The sequence below is a fragment of the Parachitinimonas caeni genome, from assembly GCF_030129945.1.
Taxonomy (GTDB): Bacteria; Pseudomonadota; Gammaproteobacteria; order Burkholderiales; family Chitinimonadaceae; genus Parachitinimonas; species Parachitinimonas caeni.
The window spans coordinates 17,250-36,625 of the sequence record NZ_JARRAF010000001.1 but is presented as its reverse complement, the minus strand read 5'-3'; the positions used below and the strand labels follow the sequence as shown (position 1 = coordinate 36,625).

The 19,376-nt window shown below is 58.7% G+C and carries 13 protein-coding genes; 8 read left to right on the top strand and 5 right to left on the bottom strand.

Annotation, left to right across the window (positions count from 1 at the left end; translation table 11 throughout):
* Positions 1-162 precede the first annotated feature (162 nt).
* From PZA18_RS00135 to PZA18_RS00120, 4 genes are all read left to right on the top strand, one after another.
* The gene (locus tag PZA18_RS00135) at positions 163-1,974 is read left to right on the top strand and encodes a GspE/PulE family protein (RefSeq protein ID WP_284098739.1); all 1,812 of its coding nucleotides are present in this window, start codon (positions 163-165) and stop codon (positions 1,972-1,974) included.
* A 283-nt stretch (positions 1,975-2,257) separates the two neighbouring features.
* Positions 2,258-3,160: a patatin-like phospholipase family protein gene (locus PZA18_RS00130; RefSeq protein WP_284098738.1), complete on the top strand. Its 903-nt coding sequence runs from the start codon at positions 2,258-2,260 to the stop codon at positions 3,158-3,160.
* Between the two features lie 66 nt (positions 3,161-3,226).
* Positions 3,227-3,832, top strand: coding sequence for a glutathione transferase GstA (gene gstA, locus PZA18_RS00125; RefSeq protein WP_284098737.1), 606 nt, complete (start codon positions 3,227-3,229; stop codon positions 3,830-3,832).
* Between the two features lie 96 nt (positions 3,833-3,928).
* Positions 3,929-5,443, top strand: a complete 1,515-nt coding sequence (locus tag PZA18_RS00120) for a sigma 54-interacting transcriptional regulator (protein WP_284098736.1) — start codon at positions 3,929-3,931, stop codon at positions 5,441-5,443.
* A 115-nt stretch (positions 5,444-5,558) separates the two neighbouring features.
* Here PZA18_RS00120 and PZA18_RS00115 read toward each other — a convergent pair whose 3' ends face one another.
* On the bottom strand, positions 5,559-6,449 hold the full coding sequence (locus tag PZA18_RS00115; protein ID WP_284098735.1) for a hypothetical protein: 891 nt from the start codon (positions 6,447-6,449) through the stop codon (positions 5,559-5,561).
* Positions 6,450-6,827: 378 nt separating this feature from the next.
* On the opposite strand from PZA18_RS00115, the gene PZA18_RS00110 reads away from it, so the two are divergent.
* On the top strand, positions 6,828-7,304 hold the full coding sequence (locus PZA18_RS00110) for an acyl-CoA thioesterase (RefSeq protein ID WP_284098734.1): 477 nt from the start codon (positions 6,828-6,830) through the stop codon (positions 7,302-7,304).
* 20 nt (positions 7,305-7,324) lie between these two features.
* On the top strand, positions 7,325-7,813 hold the full coding sequence (locus tag PZA18_RS00105) for a GNAT family N-acetyltransferase (protein ID WP_284098733.1): 489 nt from the start codon (positions 7,325-7,327) through the stop codon (positions 7,811-7,813).
* 253 nt (positions 7,814-8,066) lie between these two features.
* On the opposite strand, the gene msrP is transcribed toward PZA18_RS00105, so the two are convergent.
* Entirely contained in the window at positions 8,067-9,008 is a 942-nt protein-coding gene (gene msrP / locus PZA18_RS00100) for a protein-methionine-sulfoxide reductase catalytic subunit MsrP (protein ID WP_284098732.1), read from the bottom strand.
* Positions 9,009-9,236: 228 nt separating this feature from the next.
* On the opposite strand from msrP, the gene PZA18_RS00095 reads away from it, so the two are divergent.
* Both PZA18_RS00095 and PZA18_RS00090 read left to right on the top strand, forming a co-directional pair.
* Complete coding sequence (locus tag PZA18_RS00095) at positions 9,237-14,075, top strand: response regulator (RefSeq protein WP_284098731.1); 4,839 nt, start codon at positions 9,237-9,239, stop codon at positions 14,073-14,075.
* 131 nt (positions 14,076-14,206) lie between these two features.
* A complete protein-coding gene (locus PZA18_RS00090) occupies positions 14,207-15,394 on the top strand; it encodes an EAL domain-containing response regulator (RefSeq protein ID WP_284098730.1) in 1,188 nt (395 codons plus the stop codon).
* A 4-nt stretch (positions 15,395-15,398) separates the two neighbouring features.
* Here PZA18_RS00090 and PZA18_RS00085 read toward each other — a convergent pair whose 3' ends face one another.
* The 3 genes from PZA18_RS00085 to PZA18_RS00075 form a co-directional block, all read right to left on the bottom strand.
* Positions 15,399-16,199, bottom strand: a complete 801-nt coding sequence (locus PZA18_RS00085) for a substrate-binding periplasmic protein (RefSeq protein WP_284098729.1) — start codon at positions 16,197-16,199, stop codon at positions 15,399-15,401.
* A gap of 68 nt (positions 16,200-16,267) precedes the next feature.
* Complete coding sequence (locus PZA18_RS00080; RefSeq protein ID WP_284098728.1) at positions 16,268-17,887, bottom strand: methyl-accepting chemotaxis protein; 1,620 nt, start codon at positions 17,885-17,887, stop codon at positions 16,268-16,270.
* A 208-nt stretch (positions 17,888-18,095) separates the two neighbouring features.
* Positions 18,096-19,031, bottom strand: a complete 936-nt coding sequence (locus PZA18_RS00075; RefSeq protein ID WP_284098727.1) for a carbohydrate kinase family protein — start codon at positions 19,029-19,031, stop codon at positions 18,096-18,098.
* Positions 19,032-19,376 lie beyond the last annotated feature (345 nt).

Here is a 19,376-nt window from a genome sequence, read left to right as displayed (position 1 = left end):
ACGGGTAATCTATTTTGATAATTTGAAAGCGCGGCCGGAAATAAAACGTCAACAGAACCTAAAACAGGAAAACGCCGATTCGAAATGTAGTCAGGGCTATTCGCTACCGCCTCGGCGCGCCATCATTTGCTTTTTCATGCCTTTTCGCCGGAAATCCGCATCGTGAGCCATCGTTCGCATCCTCATTCGCCTATCAAGAAATTTTTCCCCGTCCGCAGTCATTCGGACTTGCGTCTGTCAGTAAAAGGCGTGATTGATGCCCTGGTCGAAGATGGCCATATCAGCCCGAAGGCGGCGGAAGAGTTTTTGATCCCGGCGCGAACCTCAGTCAATGGGGCGGTTCATCCGCTTACCATGATCGCCAGCCAGTGCTGGCGTAGCGAGAGTGCCCCGCACGATGTGCTGGACATCGGCTGGTTGGGGAAGTGGCTGGGTGGGCGTTGTGGCCTGGATTACATGCATATCGACCCCCTCAAGATTGATGTCGCGGCCGTGTCCGGGGTGGTGTCGCATGGCTATGCCACGCGCTACAAGATCTTGCCGGTGGGCATCGACAACGCATCCGTTACCCTGGCAACGGCCGAACCCTTTATCCGGGAGTGGGAATCGGAGCTGGAAAAGGTCTTGCGACGGGAAGTGCGACGGGTGCTGGCCGATCCAAAGGATATTGCGCGTTACCTGCCGGAGTTCTACAACCTGTCGCGCTTTGTTAAACAGGCGGTTGCGCAGTCCGGGGCTTCGACCATTGCCAACTTCGAGCAGTTGGTACAGCTGGGGCGCACCGGCAATGTCGATGCCAACGACCATCACATCGTCGCGCTGGTGGATTGGTTGTTCCAGTATGCATTCGAGCAACGTGCTTCGGATATCCATCTGGAGCCGCGCCGGGAGGTCGGCAATGTGCGCTTCCGCATCGACGGCGTACTTAACACCGTGTATCAGGTGCCGGCTTCGGTGATGGCGGCGATTGTGTCGCGCATCAAGGCGCTGGGCCGGATGGATCTGGTGGAAAAGCGCCGGCCGCAGGATGGGCGCCTGAAGACCAAGATGCCCGATGCCCGCGAAATCGAGCTGCGCTTGTCTACCTTGCCTACCGCGTTTGGCGAGAAGCTGGTGATGCGGATTTTCGATCCCGCCATCCTGATCCGCAACTTCGCCGAGTTGGGTTTCAACCCGGAAGATCACCAGCGCTGGAACGGCTTCGTCTCGCATCCGCACGGCATTGTGCTGGTGACCGGGCCGACGGGCTCTGGAAAAACCACGACGCTGTACACGACCCTGAAACAACTGGCGACGGAAGAGGTCAATGTCTGCACGGTGGAAGACCCGATCGAAATGATCGAGCCTTCATTTAACCAGATGCAGGTGCAGGCCAATATCGATCTGGACTTCGCCAACGGGGTGCGCACCATGCTGCGGCAAGACCCCGACATCATCATGATTGGTGAAATCCGGGATCGTGAAACCGCTGAAATGGCGGTGCAGGCGGCCCTGACCGGCCATCTGGTGCTGTCTACGCTGCATACCAATGATGCGCCAAGCTCCATCGTCCGCTTGCTGGATCTGGGCGTGCCGCCCTACTTGATCAGTTCGACGCTGGTAGGGGTGATGGCCCAGCGTCTGGTGCGAACCTTGTGCCCGCATTGCAAAGCACCGGGCTCGCCCGATGAGGCAGTGTGGAATGAGCTGGTCCGCCCCTGGAAAGCCCAGCTGCCACCAGGGGCTTATCAGCCCCGTGGTTGCCTCGAATGCCGGATGACCGGCTATCTGGGGCGTGTCGGGCTGTATGAGATGCTGCCGGTCAACGGTGATTTGCGCCGTTTGATTTCACAAAATGCCGGGTTGTCTGCAATTCGTGACCACGCCATGCGTGAAGGGATGAAGCCGCTCAAGATCAGTGGGGCCATGAAGGTAGCGGCAGGCATCACCACCCTGGAGGAAGTGATCAAGGTAGTCCCCAATGACCGCGATTGAATCGCGATAGTTTGACTGTATCCGGCGCTGTTCACGTATTTTGGGTGTCCCCAAAGTAGCGTGGGCAGCGCCAAGTTTGTCCGCAGAGCCAACGGGCTGGGTTTTCTCTCCAAGCGCTGTTGATGCTTTTCGGTCGCGCCAATTGATGTGCGGGCATGACGCGGTTAGGGAGCACAATCAGGCCCGCTAATCTGCGCTCCCCACTGCGACCGCCAAACAAACGTTAACAGCGCTGAATTGTCACCACCATCATCACAGAATAATCAACCGAGCGAATATCTCCATGACACTACGCCGATCCTTGTTTGCAGCCTTGGCGCTGGCAAGCTTAGCCGCCTGTACCACCACGACACCCCCGAAGCCGGAGGTGGCGACCAAACCCCTGCCCAAGCTGCGGATTGGCGTAGCGCTCGGAGGCGGCGCTGCCAAGGGCTTTGCGCATGTCGGCGTGCTCAAGATGCTCGAAGCTCAAGGGCTGACGCCTGTCGTGGTATCTGGGACTAGTGCTGGCAGCGTGGTGGGTAGCCTGTATGCGGCCGGTTATACCCCGTTTGAACTGCAGGAAAAGTCATTCGCTCTCGACGAAGACAGTATTCGGGATCTGTCGCTGGGGGGTGGTGGGCTGGTGAAGGGCGAGAAATTGCAGGATTACGTCAACAAGCTGGTCAGCAACCGTCCTATCGAGAAGCTTTCCAAGCCTTTCGCTGCCGTTGCAACCAATCTGGATACGGGCAAGCGGACCGCGTTTGTCCGGGGCAATACCGGCCAGGCGGTGCGGGCTTCTTCATCCATCCCCAGTATTTTCCAACCAGTACAGATCGGGAATCAGCGCTATGTCGATGGCGGCGTGGTCAGCCCGGTACCGGTTGATGCGGCGCGTGATCTGGGGGCTGACTTTGTGATTGCCGTTGATATTTCGACCAAACCGGAGCAAGGCAAAGGTGCGGATGGCATGGTATCGATCCTGAACCAGACCATCACCATCATGGGCCGCCAGCTCGGTGAGCAGGAATTGGCCCGCGCCGATTTTGTCATCCGGCCCCGGGTTGGCCGCATCGGCCCGGCAGACTTTGACCAGAAACACATCGCGATTCTGGAGGGGGAAAAGGCTACCCAGGCGGCTCTGCCGGCAATCAAGCAGAAAATAGAGCAGAAAATGCGCGAGCTGGCTGCTAAAAACCCGTAAAGGCGGCATCTGCGGCGAGGAAGTCGATGCCGATACCACGTTGTTTCAACTACAAGGGAGATGTTGATGAAACTGTTTTATTCGCCAGGTGCCTGTTCGTTGGCATCACATATCGTGTTGCACGAATCAGGTCTGGCATTTGAAACCGAGAAAGTGGATTTGCGCAGCCACAAAACTGCGGGTGGTGTCGATTTCTATTCGATCAACGATAAGGGCTATGTGCCAGCCTTGATGCTGAATGACGGGGAGTTGCTGACGGAAGGTCCGGCGATCGGGCAATACCTGGCCGATCTGGTTTCCAGTAAGCAACTGTTGCCACCGGCTGGCAGTCTGGCGCGCGTCAAGGTGCAAGAGTGGCTAACCTTTATCGGCACAGAAATTCACAAGAGCTTTGGTCCGCTCTGGTATCCAACCGTGCCTGAAGAAACCAAGCAGGCTGCAAGGGCGGCGCTGGACAAGCGCTTCAAGCTGGTTGAGCAGCGCCTTGCCGGGAAGGACTATCTGATGGGAGCCAGCTTTTCGGTGGCAGATCCGTATCTTTTCGTGATGCTGAGCTGGTGCAAATTCCACGCCATCTCGCTAGAAGGTTTTCCGAACCTGCAGGCATTCATGGCGCGCATGGCTGACCGCCCTGGCGTGCAGGCCGCATTGAAGGCCGAAGGGTTGATGTAAACCTCTGTCGCACACTGTTTTTGCTTTGCCATGATAAAGGGGGCACTTGCCCCCTTTATCATTATGGCTTTCGCCAAACTGAATTGTGAGCTGTCGATGCGTCTGGATATCGTCACAGAAAACCGGTTGGGGATTACGCAGGAAGTGCTGGCGGTACTGACACGGCATGGTGTCGATGTTGGTGCAGTGGAGGTCATTGCCCACCATATCTACATTGATGCACCGAGTCTGGACACCACAGCCTTCGGCCGACTGCAGGGAGATGTCTTTGCGGTGGCCGGAGTGCGTTCACTGACCCAACTCGATTTGCTGCCCGGTGCCTGGCGCCGTTTGCAGCTGGATGCCCTGTTATCGGCACTGGCCGATCCCGTGCTGGCAATTGATGAACGTGGCGCCATTGCGATCTACAACCGCGCCTTTGCGGATGCGATCGGCTGTGACGAGACCTCCTTGATCGGCCGGTCTTTGGCAGAGGCCATCGGAGACAATGATCTGGCAAGAGATCTGGGGCGCCAGCAGTTCCGTCAGGTGGCCCGCGACCTGACATTGCGAGGACGCGCCTATCTGGTCGAGGCCCGTCCGATTACTGCCGATGCAGGCACGGTGCGGGGCGGTGTCTTGATCCTGCATGCGGCCAGCCGCATCGGGGAGCGCCTGTCGGCTTTGCAGGGGGGCGAAGCACAGGGGTTTGCCGCCTTGATTGGCGAATCGGCGGTGATGCGGGACCTGCGGGCGAGGGCGCAACGGGTAGCGACTGTCGATGCGCCACTGCTGATACGCGGTGAAACCGGCACGGGTAAAGAACTGGTGGCCCGCGCCTGCCACGGCGTCAGTCATCGGCGGGATGCACCGTTTCTTGCGCTGAATTGTGCTGCTTTGCCCGAATCACTGGCAGAAAGCGAGCTCTTTGGTTATGCCGCAGGGGCGTTTACCGGTGCTCAAAAGGGCGGTAAGCCGGGTCTGTTGGAGATGGCGCAGGGCGGCACCGTATTTCTCGATGAAATTGGCGAAATGTCGCTCTACCTGCAAGCCAAGCTGTTACGGGTGCTGAACGATGGGCGATTCCGCCGCGTAGGGGGAGAAAGGGAAATCCGGGCGGATGTCCGCATCGTCTCGGCGACACATCGCCCTCTCGAAGATATGGTGCGGCAGGGGGCGTTCCGTGAAGACCTCTATTATCGGCTCAATGTGTTGCAGCTGTCGGTGCCGGCCTTGCGCGAACGTGGGGAAGACATCCTTCTGCTGGCTGAGAACTTTGTTGGCAGCGCCGCTGCCCAGATCGGCAAACCGGCGCCACGGCTGACCCCGGCGACGCGAGATGCACTGCTGACCGCGCCGTGGCCCGGCAATGTCCGACAGTTGCAGAACATGGTGTTCCGTGCAGTGACCTTGGCGGATGAACAGGCTTTGCATCCCGCTGATTTTGATCTGCATGCTGAGCAGAGCATGCCGGACGCAGGTTGCTGGCAGACTGCGCTTGATGCGTTTGAACGCGACTATCTGAGCCGCCTTTACCCACTGCATCCGTCCAGCCGCAAACTGGCAGCGGTTCTGGGGCTGTCGCACACTGCAGTCGCCAATAAATTGCGCAAGTACGGTATCGGTGGATGAGTCTCGTTGCGAGCTGCGTATCCGATGGCGTTTGGTTGAGACCTGACAGCAAACAAAAAGGGCTTCCCATTGGGAAGCCCTTTCGCATCACAGAAGCGAACGGATACGCGGATGCTTACTTGGGGGCTGCGGGCACAATGCTCAGACCAGGCCAGTAGGCGATATTGCCTGCGGAATCACGCGCCATGATGCGGAAATTGCCAAAGTGGCCGTTCGGCATGTAAGGCAGCTTGAACTCCCCCCCCCAGGTTGAGGTGGATTCGGTCGGCTTCAGCGTTGCCAGCGCGTAAGGCTGCCCGTTGCCCAGATCGTAATAGGCTTTGACTTCAACCACATCCTTGCCGTTTACGTCTGCAAAAACCTGAATCGTCGAGTTTGCTTCAACAACGGTCGGGGTCATCCAGCCCTGCTTGATCTGCAGATTGCGGCTGATTGTGGGGACTGGCAAAGAGATGGCAGCCCAGTCGATCTGCGAGCACCACTTGGTACCATTGCCAGTGCGGGTATCCATACCGTCATCCACGGTCACACGGATGGCGTTGACACCTTGCTTGAGTACCCCTTTGGGGATATTGAAGCTGTTGACGACCCAAACCTGATCGGTGCCATACAGGACGCCAACCTTGGTACCGTTGACGAAAACGGTGTCGATTTCAGGATTGTTGTGTTCGGTGTCGGCATCGACGTCCCAAACTGCCAGTTCCAGCTTGCCTTCGAAGCGTTCGACGATGGTGGTGTCGGTGATGTTGATATTGAAGTCGATGTTGCGGCCGTTGTCGTAACGGCAGCGATATTGGCCAAGGTGGCCGGCTTCCGCCATACCTGCGCGGTTGACGAAGCGGTACAGATTGTTGGCAGGTGCGGCAGGCGCGGCAACGGTTGCGGCAGCAAAGCCGTTGCGGGTGTTTTCGCCCTCACCAGCAGTTTGAGCCAGTGCCAGGGTCGAAGAAGAAATCAGGGCGCTGGCCAGCAGGCCGCGCAAGGCAGTATTTTTGAATGACTTCATGATATTCCAAATAAATATTTTCTTGGCCGTTACAAACAGGCACGATCTCAACAATATGGGCATGTTGATGACTTTTAGTCATGCACAGCCCAAACAACACCGCATTTCAAAGCCGATCTTGGATCGTTTGTTTTAAGCGCCAGAAAATACAAAGCTTTGGATCAGACTTCGACCTAGCAAAAGTGCAGCGCGGAAATGACCGGGATTGATCAGCTGCAAAGTTGAACAGCAACTGACCATAGAAATTAGCGGAGACTGATATTGTCTGTTTTTCTGAATAAATTGTCAAACATACGAACAATATCAATGTGATATGCGCAACAGCCTGTATGGGGTTCGCGCTGTCCGATCCGGCCATGTATATTGATTGGAGTCCTTATGCAGACTGACATTGCCATGCCTTCATGCTTGCTGTTCAGTGACACCTTTCCCATGCGCTGGGGGGATATGGATGCCTTGGGGCACCTAAATAACACCCTCTACTTTCGCTATTTCGAGCAAAGCCGTGTGGCTTGGCTGGAGGCTGCCGGGTTTCCGGTCAGCCTGAATGCCAGTAGCGGCCCGATCCTTGCGGCAACGCAGTGTGATTTCTTCAAGCCGCTGGTATACCCGGCGGACATCCGGGTCGATACTTGGGTGAAGCGGATTGGTCGATCGAGTTTCAGCCTTGGTCATCGCGTCATGCTGGCGTCGGTAACCGACCCGACACAGGCCGCTGCGGAAGGGGAGGCTGTCATCGTCTGGGTAGACTATGGCAGTGGGCAGTCGATGGCGCTGCCGGCCAACCTGCGGCAGCTGCTTGAAGCGACAACGGCTGCTTCAGGGGCCGATGCGGGATCAGACGCAGTCAAATAATCTCGGGGCAGGAGACGGCAATGGCACCACACTTCATCATCCGCGAAGCCTGCCAGGAAGATGCTACGGCGTTGCATCAGCTGATTTATGAACTGGCCGAGTACGAGCGCCTGACCCATCTGGTGAGTGGTAGTGTCGAGCAATTGGCTGAACACCTGTTTGGCGAGCGTCGCTTTGCCGAGGCCTTGCTGGCAGAAGTGGGGGGACGAGCGGTTGGGTTTGCGCTGTATTACCACAATTTTTCCACCTTCCTGGCTCGTCCTGGCTTGTATCTGGAAGACCTGTTCGTATTGCCCGAGTATCGGCGCAATGGCATTGGCGAGGCACTGTTTCGGCGAGTGGCCGCCTTGGCCATCACTCGTGGTTGCGGGCGCTTTGAATGGGCGGTGCTCGACTGGAACACTCCGGCGCTGAGTTTCTATCGCAAGCTGGGGGCAACGATCCTGCCGGAGTGGCAGCTGTGCCGGGTGACGGGCGATACGCTGCGCCATATCGCCAAGGGGGATTGATCGGGTAGTGCCAAGTGCTAGGCCCTGTTGACGTTTTATTTCCGGATCGAGTTTTGGGGCATGGCGTCGTTAGGGTTCGCTTATTTAGCTCGCTAAACTACTCTCACCCTGCCTCGCCCTGCCCCAAAACTCGACCCTGCGCGATCCGGAAATAAAACGTCAACAGCGCCTATTTCTGGTCGAAAAAATAGGCGGAATGCAGAACATTCCGCCTATGCTGCCGCTGCCCAGCGGTCAAAATCGGTGTTATGACTCAAAAATTTCTGCGTAAGTCCATCCCGCTGTAAAGCTTGCCGACATCGTTCACATAACCGTTGAACATCAAGGTCTTGCGCTTCAAAAATTCTCCGATGCGCCGCTCGCTGGCCTGGCTCCAGCGGGGGTGATCGACCTCCGGATTGACGTTCGAGAAAAAGCCGTATTCGCTCGGTGCCGCGCGGTTCCAACTGGTTTGGGGCATCTGCTCGACCAGACGGATACGCACCAGCGACTTGGCACTCTTGAAGCCATATTTCCAGGGTACGGCCAGGCGGATCGGCGCGCCGTTCTGATTCGGCAGCAGCTTGCCGTAGAGGCCCATGACCAGCATGGTCAGCGGGTGCATGGCTTCGTCGATGCGCAGGCCCTCGGTATAGGGCCATGCCAGTACCCGGCTGCGTACTCCCGGCATCTGGTCGGCGGCAGCCAGGCTGGTGAATTCGACGAACTTGGCCCGGCTGGTTGGCTCAACCCGCTTCAAGACTTCGGCCAGCGAGTAGCCAACCCATGGGATCACCATGGACCAACCTTCCACACAGCGCAGCCGATACACGCGCTCCTCTAATGGCGCCAGCTTCAGCAGCTCGTCCAGGTCGAAACGGCGTGGCTTCTGGACTTCGCCACCAATTTCGACCGTCCACGGCCGCGTCTTCAAGGTGTGAGCATTTTCAGCCGGGTCGGATTTGTCCGTACCAAACTCGTAAAAGTTGTTGTACTGGGTAATCTGATCGTAGCTGTTGCGGCTATCCCCTACGCTGAACGGGCTGCTGATCAGCTTGCCGAGGCTGGCGGGTTCAGCGGCGGTGGCGGTGCCTGCGGGCAAGAGCAGGCCACCGGCTGCGGCACCCGCAGCAGCCATCCACTGCCGGCGTGTCAGATAAAGCGATTCCGGCGTGATGTCCGAAGCGGGAATGGGAGGTAGATGCAGGCGTGGCATGGCGATGCTCCTGATACGGATGTGGGTTGGTCGGGCTGACACCCGATTTCTTACAACCCGATGCATCGGGTTGCTCAATGCCAACAGCACCCCTGAAAAAAAGACTGGCTGACCTGCAGACAGTTCATTGGTCCGGGTGATCTGCCGTGTGGGCAACTATGCTGATAGCGCATGCTTGGGCCGGATTACCACCAGCCACCCTGGTTGGCCGGAAGCGCGGAGCGGTACATGACATATTCCTTTCTGACCCGGATTACCCATCTACCTTTGGCGCGTAAGGTCATGCTGCTGGTGGGGGTGCTGGCTTTGTGCTTTGGCGTGTTGATTGCGGGATCAATGCAGCAGAACTGGCAGATCGTCAGCCGGTATACCGTAATCGTCGAAAGCTCCAACAAAGCCTTGCTGTCCTTGCCGCGTGCCAATCAGCAAATTCTGGAGCTATGGCGGCATGCGGCCGAAGTCCAGTACGAAGGCGATGTGGGTCGGCTGAAAGGGATTCTTTATACGGTTGGCGATGGCGAGCAAGCGTTTAACCAGAATATCGACACCGTGCTCGAAGTGGTGCTGTCGGTGGCAGAGCGGCAAAGGCTGAACGCTTTCAAGGCGTCGTTCCGGGCGCTGGCCGAAGCCACTGCGGGAGCGGTGGATGCCCGGATCAATGGCAACCCGGCCGAAGCATCAGAAATCTACACCGCGCAGTTTTTACCCCGAGTGGGGATGCTACGTTCTGAAATCAGTGCCCTGGCAAATGTGATTGCCGAGCGCCAGCAGCAGATGAGCGAAAGCATTGCCGAGCGTGCGGCTGAGAATGCCCGATATCAGATAGCCATCATGATCGGCGCTACCTTGTTCATTGTGTCGATGGGCATGGTCTACGCCCACAGCGCGATTGCGCGACCCATCGGCATCCTGAGTCTGGGGATGAGCCGGCTGGCTGCTGGCGAGGCGACCAGCTATGTCGAGGGCGAAGAGCGCCGGGATGAAATTGGCGGCATGGTGCGGGCGTTTGGCGTATTCCGGGGCAACTATCTTGAAAACTGTCGTCTGGTGCAGGAAGCCGAACAACGCGAGGCGGCACTGGCCTCTGCCCGCGACGAGCTGGAAACCCGGGTGGCGGAAGTTGCCGCGTTGTCTGAGCAAGCACAGCTGGCTCAGCTCAAACTGCGCAACATGACCGATAACGTGCCTGTGGTGGTGATGCAATTCCGCTGCGACGCTGAAAACAACTGGTGCTACGAATTTGTCAGTGATGCCGCGCGCAAGGTGCTGGGGCTCGATCCGGCGGTGCTGCTGGCCGATTTCGGCCAGATGCCCTCACTTCTGGTGGAGGGTTCGCAGGACGCGTACTGGCAGTCGCTGCATGCCGCCAATGCTCGCCTGGCGCCTTGGCATTTTGAGGGTGAGCTGCAGATTCATGGCCGCCGGGTGTATGTGCGGGCCGAAGCCCTGCCGGATCGTCAGGCGGGGGGCGCTACCTTATGGAATGGCTATTGGGCCGATGTTTCCGCCACCAAGGAACTCGAAAACGATTTGCGCGCCTCTTCGCAGCGCAGCCAGGCGATTTTGGAGGCCGCGCCGGATGGCATGCTGATTTTCGATCGGGATGGTGTGATCCGCTACGCCAATCAGCGTCTGGGTTTACTGTTCGGCTATACCTCGGCCGAACTGACCGGCCATTCGATTGAGCGCCTGCTGCCCGATCACCAACTGGTGGCGGACAATGACGAGTTTGTCGGCTGGACCTCGGCCCTGCCGGTAGGAATCGGACGGGGTCCAACCGGTCTGGCGCGGGATGGCCGCCGCTTTCCGGTCGAAGTCAGCCTCAACCCGCTACCGGCGCAGCCGGGTGAACCGGCCTTGCTCTGCGCATCGGTGCGTGATGTCACCCAGCGCCGACAGATGGAGGAACAGCTGCGCGAGAGCGAGGAATACTTCCGTTCGGTCTTTGCCGGTGCTGGCGTCGGCATTATCAGCACCTGCAAGGATGGACGGATCCTCAAGGTCAATCAGTCCTACTGCCAGTTCATCGGTTATCGCGAGGACGAGCTGATCGGTCGCGAGGCAACCGAGCTGATGCATCCTGAGGATGTTGACGAAAGTCTCTATCACAAAGACCTGTTGATGACCGGTGCCGTGGAGGAACTGCATGGCGAAAAACGCTATCTGCACCGCAACGGGCAGGTGCGCTGGGGGGATATGACCTCGCGGGTGCTGCGCTCCAAAGATGGCCAGTTCATTGCCACGCTGACCACGATCACCGACACCACCGAACGGCGTGAAGCCGAGCTGGCGTTGGCTGAAGCCAAGCGGCTGGCCGAAGAAGCCACCCGATTGAAAAGCGACTTTCTGGCCAATATGAGCCATGAGATCCGCACGCCGATGAACGCGATCCTCGGCATGACCCAGCTCTGTCTGCAGACCGAGCTGACGCTGAAGCAGCGTAACTATCTGGAAAAGGTGTTCAACTCATCCAAATCGTTGCTGGGCATCATCAACGACATCCTCGACTTCTCCAAGATCGAAGCCGGCAAGCTGACGATGGAGGAAGTGCCATTCCGGCTCGAACACGTACTCTCCAATCTGGCCGACATTGCCACCATCAAGGCACAGGAAAAAGGCATCGAGCTGCTGTTTGATCTGGCTCCCGATGTACCCACTGCGCTGGCGGGTGATCCGCTCCGTCTGGGTCAGGTGCTGATCAACCTGGTGGGCAATGCCATCAAGTTCACCGAGCGTGGTGAAGTTGTGGTCGCGGTCCGCAGGCTTGAATCCCGGGCCGACAAAGCCCGGCTACGTTTTGCGGTGCGTGATACCGGCATCGGCCTGAGTGCGGAACAGCGCGCCAGACTGTTTCAGGCTTTCATCCAGGCAGACGGCTCGACAACGCGCAAATACGGCGGAACCGGCCTGGGTCTGGCGATCTGTCGTAGCCTGATTGAACTGATGGGGGGGCAGATCGAGGTAGACAGCGAATTGGGCCGTGGCAGCGAATTTCACTTCTGCATTGAAATGACCGTGCTCGCACAGGCTGGTGCGGCAGAGCTGGCCGCCACGGAAGCCTTGGGCGAACTGGCGGTACTGGTAGTCGATGACAACCCGGTTGCACGGGAAATTTTCGAGGGCATGCTGAGTTCCTTCCAGTTCCGTGTACAGACCGTGGCCTCGGGTGAGGCGGCCCTGCGCACCATTGAACAGTCCCCGGCAGACCAGCCGTTCGATCTGGTGCTGATGGACTGGCATATGCCCGGCATTGACGGCCTGGAAGCGGCTCGCCGGATCAAGGCACTGGCTTTGCCGCGTGCGCCCGGTGTCGTGATGGTCAGCACCTATGGCAAGGAGGATTTGCTGGCCCTGGCGGGCGACGTCGGCATCGCAGGGGTGTTGACCAAGCCAGTCAATCCCTCGTCCTTGCTGGATGCCATCATGCGTGCTCTGGGCAAGCGGCCGCTCGATCTGGAGCGGGTCAGCCGCCGCGACGAGGACCATCAACAGCTCGCCAGTGCGCTACGTGGCGCCCGCCTGCTACTGGTGGAAGACAATGAAATCAATCAGGAACTGGCCCTGGAGATTCTGCATAACGCCGGAATTGAAGCCGTAGTGGCTAACAATGGTGAACAGGCGTTGGCGGTGTTGGCGCAACAGCGCTTTGATGGGGTGTTGATGGATTGCCAGATGCCGGTACTGGATGGCTTCGAGGCCACGCGCCGCATTCGCGCCAAACCCGAATTTGCCCATCTGCCGGTTATTGCAATGACGGCAAATGCCATGAGTGGTGACCGGGAGAAATGCCTGGCAGCGGGCATGAGTGACCATGTCTCCAAGCCGATTGATCTGTCACAGTTGTTTGGTGTACTGACCCAGTGGGTGAAGCCACCGTTTCTGGGTTCGGCCCCGCCGGCAGCCATCCCGCCTGGAGCGGAAGAGGAGGCTGGCTGGCCCGCCCAGCTGCCTGGAGTGGCGCTGGCGCGGGGATTGCAGCAGATCGGCGGCAACCGCCCGTTCTACCAGCGACTGCTGAGCAAGTTTGTGGCGGGCCATGCCGACTACCTGCATAGGGCCGAGGCCGCATGGCAGCAGGATGACCAGGAAGCCTTACTGCGCGAGGCCCATACGCTCAAGGGGGTGGCCGCCAATCTGGCGCTGCCCGAGCTGGAAGCGGCGGCCGGTCGCCTGGAATGCCTGGCCGATCAGGCGGCAAGTCGGGACCAGCAGCAGGCGGCATTGGTTGACATGCGGTCTGCTTTGCGGACGGTGGTGGCCAGCCTGGGCAGATGGCTGGATAACCTCACCGCCAGCCCAGAGGCCACAGCAAAACCCGGCACCGAGACGGCTGCAGCACCCCGGCTATTAGTGGTGGATGATCAGCAGATCAACCGCCAGATCATGCGCATGCAGCTGGAGACGGCAGGCTTTCTGGTGGACGATGCGGCGGACGTAACAAGTGCCATGCATCGGGTGGCCCAGCATCGCTATCTGGCAGTGTTCTCCGACTGCCAGATGCCGGGGCTGGATGGATACGAGCTGGCGCGGCGCATCAAGGCTGGTGTCGAGCCGGTACCGCGACTGATAGCGATTTCGGGTGGCGAGGCCGATACGGATCGTGATAAGGCACTGGCGGCAGGTTTTGATCACTATCTGGCCAAGCCAGCCCGGCTGGATGCCCTGCTGGCTGCACTGCAGGCGACACCCGAACCCGCTATGGCAATGCCGGCTGCTGCGACGGTCATCGACTTTGCCGGGTTGACGAGTGTTTCCAGCGACCCAGCCGTGATTGCAGCCATGTTGCGCGAATATCGCCAGTCCAATCATGCCGACTGCCAGGATCTGGCCGAAGCGGTCCGCCAGGGGGCCAGTGAACGCGTCATGCGACTGGCACATCGGGTGAAGGGCTCGGCCCGCATCGTTGGGGCGCAGGCATTGGCCGAGTTGGCGCAACAACTGGAGCTGGCCGGGCGAGACGAGCAAGTGGCGGCGTTCGAAGGAATCGCGGCCAGGCTGCAGCTTGCATTGACGCAGGTGGAGGCGGCAATCGACCAGCGCCTGAATGCTGACGGTGATGAGGCGTAATGCTCTGGACGATGTTGCGGTATTGCTCGCGCAGACAAAACGCCCGCAGCGCCGGAGTCATTGGTGTCAGTCGTGCGGGGTAGCGGTGCCCTATACTTCAAAGCGTTGGGCGGAAAAACAAAGGGTAGACCATGCAGGCGCTCAGATTACTGGTACTTGAAGATCAACCGTTTCAGCGGCTGGCGGCTGTCAGTCTGGTCAAGGCCCTGGGCGCCAGCGAGGTGCTGGAGGCGGCGGATGGGCAAGAAGCGCTGCAACGATTGCGGCAGGCCGGGGCGGTGGATGTGGTGTTGTGCGATCTGCAGATGGAAGGCATGGACGGCATTGAATTTATCCGCCATCTGGCCAGCGAACAGCTGGCTGCTGCCATCATCCTGACCAGCAGCCTGGAAGACAATCTGGTGGCAGCGGTCGAGACGATGGCGCGCGCCCACCCGATCAGGGTTTTGGGGCGAGTGGGCAAGCCGATTCCGCGAGAACAACTCGGCCAGATGCTGCACGGCTTTCTGCTGGATTTTGGCAGTGCCACCCCCGCCCATCGACAGCACGAGGCACCAATTGCTGAAGCCGAGTTGCGGGCAGCCTTGAGCAATGGCGAGTTTGTGCCTTTCTTTCAGCCCAAAGTGGCGGTGAATCACCGCCGGCTAAAAGGCTGCGAGGCGCTGGCGCGCTGGCAGCATCCCAAGCATGGCCTGGTTTCGCCAGGCCGCTTTCTGGGGGCTGTTGAACAATATGGGCTGATGGATGAGCTGACGCTGTGCATTCTGGCGGCATCGCTGGAAGCGATGGCAAGCTGGATTCAGCAAGGCTTGTCCTTGTCGGTGTCGATCAACTTCACGCCGGATCAGTTTGTCGATACCAATCTCGTTGATGAATTGAAGCAGCGGGTGCGCAGTGCCGGGGTGCCGCCCGAGCGGGTGGTGCTGGAAGTGACCGAGTCCGGGCTGGTTTCCAATCTGGCCGCCAGCCTGGAGACGCTGACCCGATTGCGCTTGGCAGGCTTCGGCCTGTCGATTGACGACTTCGGCACAGGCTTCTCCAGCCTGCAGCAACTCGCCACCGTGCCGTTCACGGAGCTCAAGATTGATCAGTCTTTTATCCGGGGTATCGACAGCCATCCCAAGAATCGCGCCATCGTTGAATCCTCTTTGCGCTTGGCGGCAGATCTTGGCTTGTCCACCGTTGCCGAAGGAGTCGAGACCGAAGCGGAATGGCAGGCGATTGCCGCAGCCGGATGTGAAGTGGTGCAAGGCTATTACATTGCCCGCCCACTGCCGCTGGCCGAATTCTGCGAGCGTTTTTGCCGAATAGGAGGCTGAGCCGTTAGGGGGTTTTGACTGTCGGTTCAGAGCCGACCTTGGATGGATCGGCATGAGTGGGCGTGATGCTGGCCTCCTGCAGATATGCATCAATCTTGCCCGCAACCTTCAACTTGGCGAGACCCCGATTGAAGTGCTCCAGCAGGCTGCGGGCTTGCGGGTGGCGCCGGCTGACCAGCAGATGCACGCTACTGCCGGCCGTCAACGGGGTTTTCGCGTAATCCAGCCCGTGCAGATTCAGGCGATTGGCCAGATACAGGCCGACTTCCGGGGTAACCAGAAACAAATCCAGTCGCCCGGCTGCCAAGCTGGTCAGATTGGCTTCATCGGTGTAATCGACTTCAGGCTTGAGGGCCTGCCGGGCCAGCAGATCAAGATAGGCATCGCCGTAGTTATAACCATGCGTGATGCCGATCTTGTAGCGCGTCAGTTGCTCTTTGCCGGTCCAGTCGAATTGGAAGCTGCTGCGTTTGAAGAAGACCACCCGCACTTGGGTAATCGGGTCACTGTGCAGAAAGTCGCGCTGCCGTTCTGGCGATAGTGTCCAGCCCGCTGTGCCTTCTACAGACACCACTTTTGCGATTTCCAGCGCCCGCTTCCACGGATACCACTCGTAGCGCACGGTAAAGCCTTCATTGGCAAAAGCTTCACTGACAATCCGGCTAAGTCCGCCACCGTGCGGCAATTGCGCCGAGGTAAAAGGCGGCCATTCGCCATTGCTGAGCCGGATGGTTGATGGCAGCTCTGGAGCTGCCGCCAGCGATAAGTTGGTCAGCAGCACTGCCAGCAGCCCAGCGTATCTCATGATGGCGCTCCCGCCTGAGGCCATCATGATCGGCCCCGCGCAATCTGCAAACCTTACGTCAACAGAGCCTAGAGTACAAAACCCGCAATGATGCTCTGCATGCGCCCCGCCAGCCCATCAACTTGTCGGGCCTGTTCGGCGGCGGTGGCGGTGGCATTGCTGTTTTCCTCGGCGCTCTGGGCGATCGACTCGACATTGCGTGCCAGCAGCTGGTTGGCCGAGCTTTGCTCCTTCAGCGCGCTGGAAACTTCGCCAATGGCGCCGATGATCTGGCTGCTCTTGTTGCGCAGCTCGGTCATCAGTTGTTCGGCTTCCACAGCATGGCCCTGACAGGTCGTGACCTTGCTTTCGACGGTCTTCATCTGGCCGACAACGGTGTGCACGCTGGACTGGATCTTGTCCATCATGCTGTGGATTTCCTCCGTCGAATGGGCTGTGCGCTCAGCCAGCTTGCGCACTTCGTCCGCTACCACGGCAAACCCACGGCCTTGCTCCCCGGCGCGCGCGGCTTCGATCGCGGCATTCAAGGCCAGCAGATTGGTCTGGTCCGCGACTTCCTTGATGACTTGCAGGACAGATGAAATCTGGTTGGAGTGCTGGCCCAGTTCATATACGTCTTTTGAGGTGGATTCGACCGAGCGGGCGATTTCGCGGATTTCGGCAACGGCGGTATCAATCACCTGCTTGCCCTGATTGGCAAGATCGCCTGAGGCATCGGACTGTTTGTGGGCATCGCCCGCGCTCTCGGCGGTATGCGCCAGACTGGTGGAAATCTGCTCCAGCGCTGCGGCCATGTTCGACACCGAGGCGCTTTGCTGGTCGGTGGACTGTGCCAGTTGTTGCGCGGCCTGCGACAGGTTCTGGGCGTTTTCGGTAACGTGGCCAGAGGCGTTGTCGATCTCCTTCAGGGCCTGCTGAATACGCTCGATGCAGACATTCAGCCCCCTGCCCAGTGAGGCGATTTCATCTTGCCCTTTCACGGCAATCCGATGAGTGAAGTCGTTACGACGGGTGATGTCTTCAAGATGGCGGGCAACATCCGTCAACGGGATGCAGACCCACTGATTAAACAGCACATAGAAGCCAACCAGACCCAGTACCGAGGCGACCAGCATGGCGATCATGCTCTGCATGATGGCACTGCCAGCCTGCTGGCTGACGGTCTGCCGCATGGTGTTGGCGTCTTTGCTGATGGTGTCGATGGATTTGGTCAGAAACTCGGTCGGGGCGCGATCTTTGCCGCTGACTTTGGCGTCACCTGCCTTGTGATCAAAGCTGGCCTGCTTGTAGGCTTCCAGCCCGGCACGATAGTCGGTGCCCAATTGTTTATGGGCGGCGACAAAATCATTGACGAGCTGTCGGGCGGGTCCATCCGGCAACTGCTTGCTCAAGGCCATGGCGCTTTCCTGTACCTTGGCTTCTTCTTTCTCGAATTCCTTCCAGTATTTGTCGAGTTTGGCCGGGTCACTGCCACGAAGCAGGACATTTTTCCATTCCTGCACCTGAGTCTTGAATGCGACCTGAATCTGCAAAATGCCCACCTGGGCATCCGACATCGCAGCGACATCGTTTCGGAAGCGGTCTATGCCCGACTTGAGGCTAAAGATGCCAAAAATGGCGGCTATCATCACCAAGCCCGCCGCAACCATGTAGGCCAACAGTATTTTTCCGCGAACCGAATTCAACATGCTTCAGCTCCAAGTGGTTTAACTGACATTTCGAGGTGCTGTTGCCATTTTTTTCTGGGAGCAAACGTCAACAGAGCCTAGTGGTTGTTATAGATCAAGTGTTTGATCTGCCCAAACCTGTAGAGGCGCAGCGGACGCTGAATGGAAGCCGGAAAAACAAAAAGCCGACGCATACGTCGGCTTTTTGCAGGATTGGCAGGCAGTCGAATCAGCCTGGCCAGCGCTCACCAAAGGCGTGCAGATAAGACTCTGCCAGCGACTCAGGTGTAAAGGTGTGGTTCTGCGCACCGCGCTCGGCAATCTTGATGGCACCCAGCAACGAGGCCAGACGACCACTGGCATGCCAGTCCCAGCCGTGGGTAATGCCATGCAGCAGGCCAGCACGATAAGCGTCGCCACAGCCGGTGGGGTCAACCACAGCGCGGGCGGGGGCTGGTGGAATGGCCAGCACTTTGCCGTCGGCGTAAATGCGCGAACCTTCGGCACCCAGCGTCACGATCAGGGCTTTGACCTCTTTGGCCAGCTCGTCAATGGTCTTGCCGGTTTTGTGCTGCATCAGTTCGGCTTCGTAGTCGTTGACCGCGAGGTAGCTGGCGCTACGAATGCAGGCCAGCAACTCTTCGCCAGTAAACAGGGGCATGGCCTGACCCGGATCGAAGATGAACGGAATATTCACCTCGGCCATTTCTTCGCAGCGGCATTGCATGCCCCGCAGACCGTCCGGCCCGACGATACCCAGGGTGACATCGGAGAGGTCCGGCTTGTTTTCATCCGAACGGCCCATGGCGCCAGGGTGGAAGGCGGTGATCTGGTTGTCGGCCACGTCGGTGGTGATAAAACACTGTGGCGTGAAGTAATCGGGCAGAACCCGGATCGCATCACTGCGGATGCCCAGCTGATCAAGGCGCTCGGAATAAGGGCCGAAGTCTTGACCGGCGGTGGCGACGATCAGCGGTTCTCCGCCGAGGAGCTTCAGGTTGTAAGCAATATTGCCGGCACAGCCGCCAAATTCTCTACGTAGTTCCGGTACCAGGAACGACACCGACAGCATGTGTACCTTGTCGGGGAGAATGTGGTTCTTGAATTGGTCTTGGAAGACCATGATCGTGTCGTAAGCGACTGAGCCCGAGACGAGAACGGACATGGAAACGTTATCTCCAGAAAGGTCAATGGCGACTGCGGCAATTCTACTCCACCAAGCATCCGAAACCTTTGACATAACACGATATTTCGGTTGATGTCGGGCCAGGCCAGATTGTCGTGCAAGCCGAGCGGATGCGCGCAGTCAATCGCGGCAGCGGGGTGTAGCGTCTGCATCGCAGCCAGCTGCTGCGATGGACATCAAACAAACCCCATCTGACCTGCGTACTGCTTGGTCAATTCGCGGGCTTGGGAGCGAGGCGCTGTGGATCTTCGCTTTGTGGGTACAAATGCAAAACGTCAACAGCGCCCAATCTGACCGGCGCGGGATCGCGGCCGGTTGGTGGTC

Bases quoted from the DNA above. Each gene is read 5' to 3' on its own strand.
- PZA18_RS00120 (WP_284098736.1), top strand. From the start codon at position 3,929: ATGCGTCTGGATATCGTCACAGAAAACCGGTTGGGGATTACGCAGGAA.
- msrP (WP_284098732.1), bottom strand. From the start codon at position 9,008: ATGCCACGCCTGCATCTACCTCCCATTCCCGCTTCGGACATCACGCCG.
- PZA18_RS00110 (WP_284098734.1), top strand. From the start codon at position 6,828: ATGCAGACTGACATTGCCATGCCTTCATGCTTGCTGTTCAGTGACACC.
- PZA18_RS00095 (WP_284098731.1), top strand. From the start codon at position 9,237: ATGACATATTCCTTTCTGACCCGGATTACCCATCTACCTTTGGCGCGT.
- PZA18_RS00085 (WP_284098729.1), bottom strand. From the start codon at position 16,199: ATGAGATACGCTGGGCTGCTGGCAGTGCTGCTGACCAACTTATCGCTG.
- PZA18_RS00130 (WP_284098738.1), top strand. From the start codon at position 2,258: ATGACACTACGCCGATCCTTGTTTGCAGCCTTGGCGCTGGCAAGCTTA.
- PZA18_RS00080 (WP_284098728.1), bottom strand. From the start codon at position 17,887: ATGTTGAATTCGGTTCGCGGAAAAATACTGTTGGCCTACATGGTTGCG.
- gstA (WP_284098737.1), top strand. From the start codon at position 3,227: ATGAAACTGTTTTATTCGCCAGGTGCCTGTTCGTTGGCATCACATATC.
- PZA18_RS00090 (WP_284098730.1), top strand. From the start codon at position 14,207: ATGCAGGCGCTCAGATTACTGGTACTTGAAGATCAACCGTTTCAGCGG.
- PZA18_RS00105 (WP_284098733.1), top strand. From the start codon at position 7,325: ATGGCACCACACTTCATCATCCGCGAAGCCTGCCAGGAAGATGCTACG.
- PZA18_RS00115 (WP_284098735.1), bottom strand. From the start codon at position 6,449: ATGAAGTCATTCAAAAATACTGCCTTGCGCGGCCTGCTGGCCAGCGCC.
- PZA18_RS00075 (WP_284098727.1), bottom strand. From the start codon at position 19,031: ATGTCCGTTCTCGTCTCGGGCTCAGTCGCTTACGACACGATCATGGTC.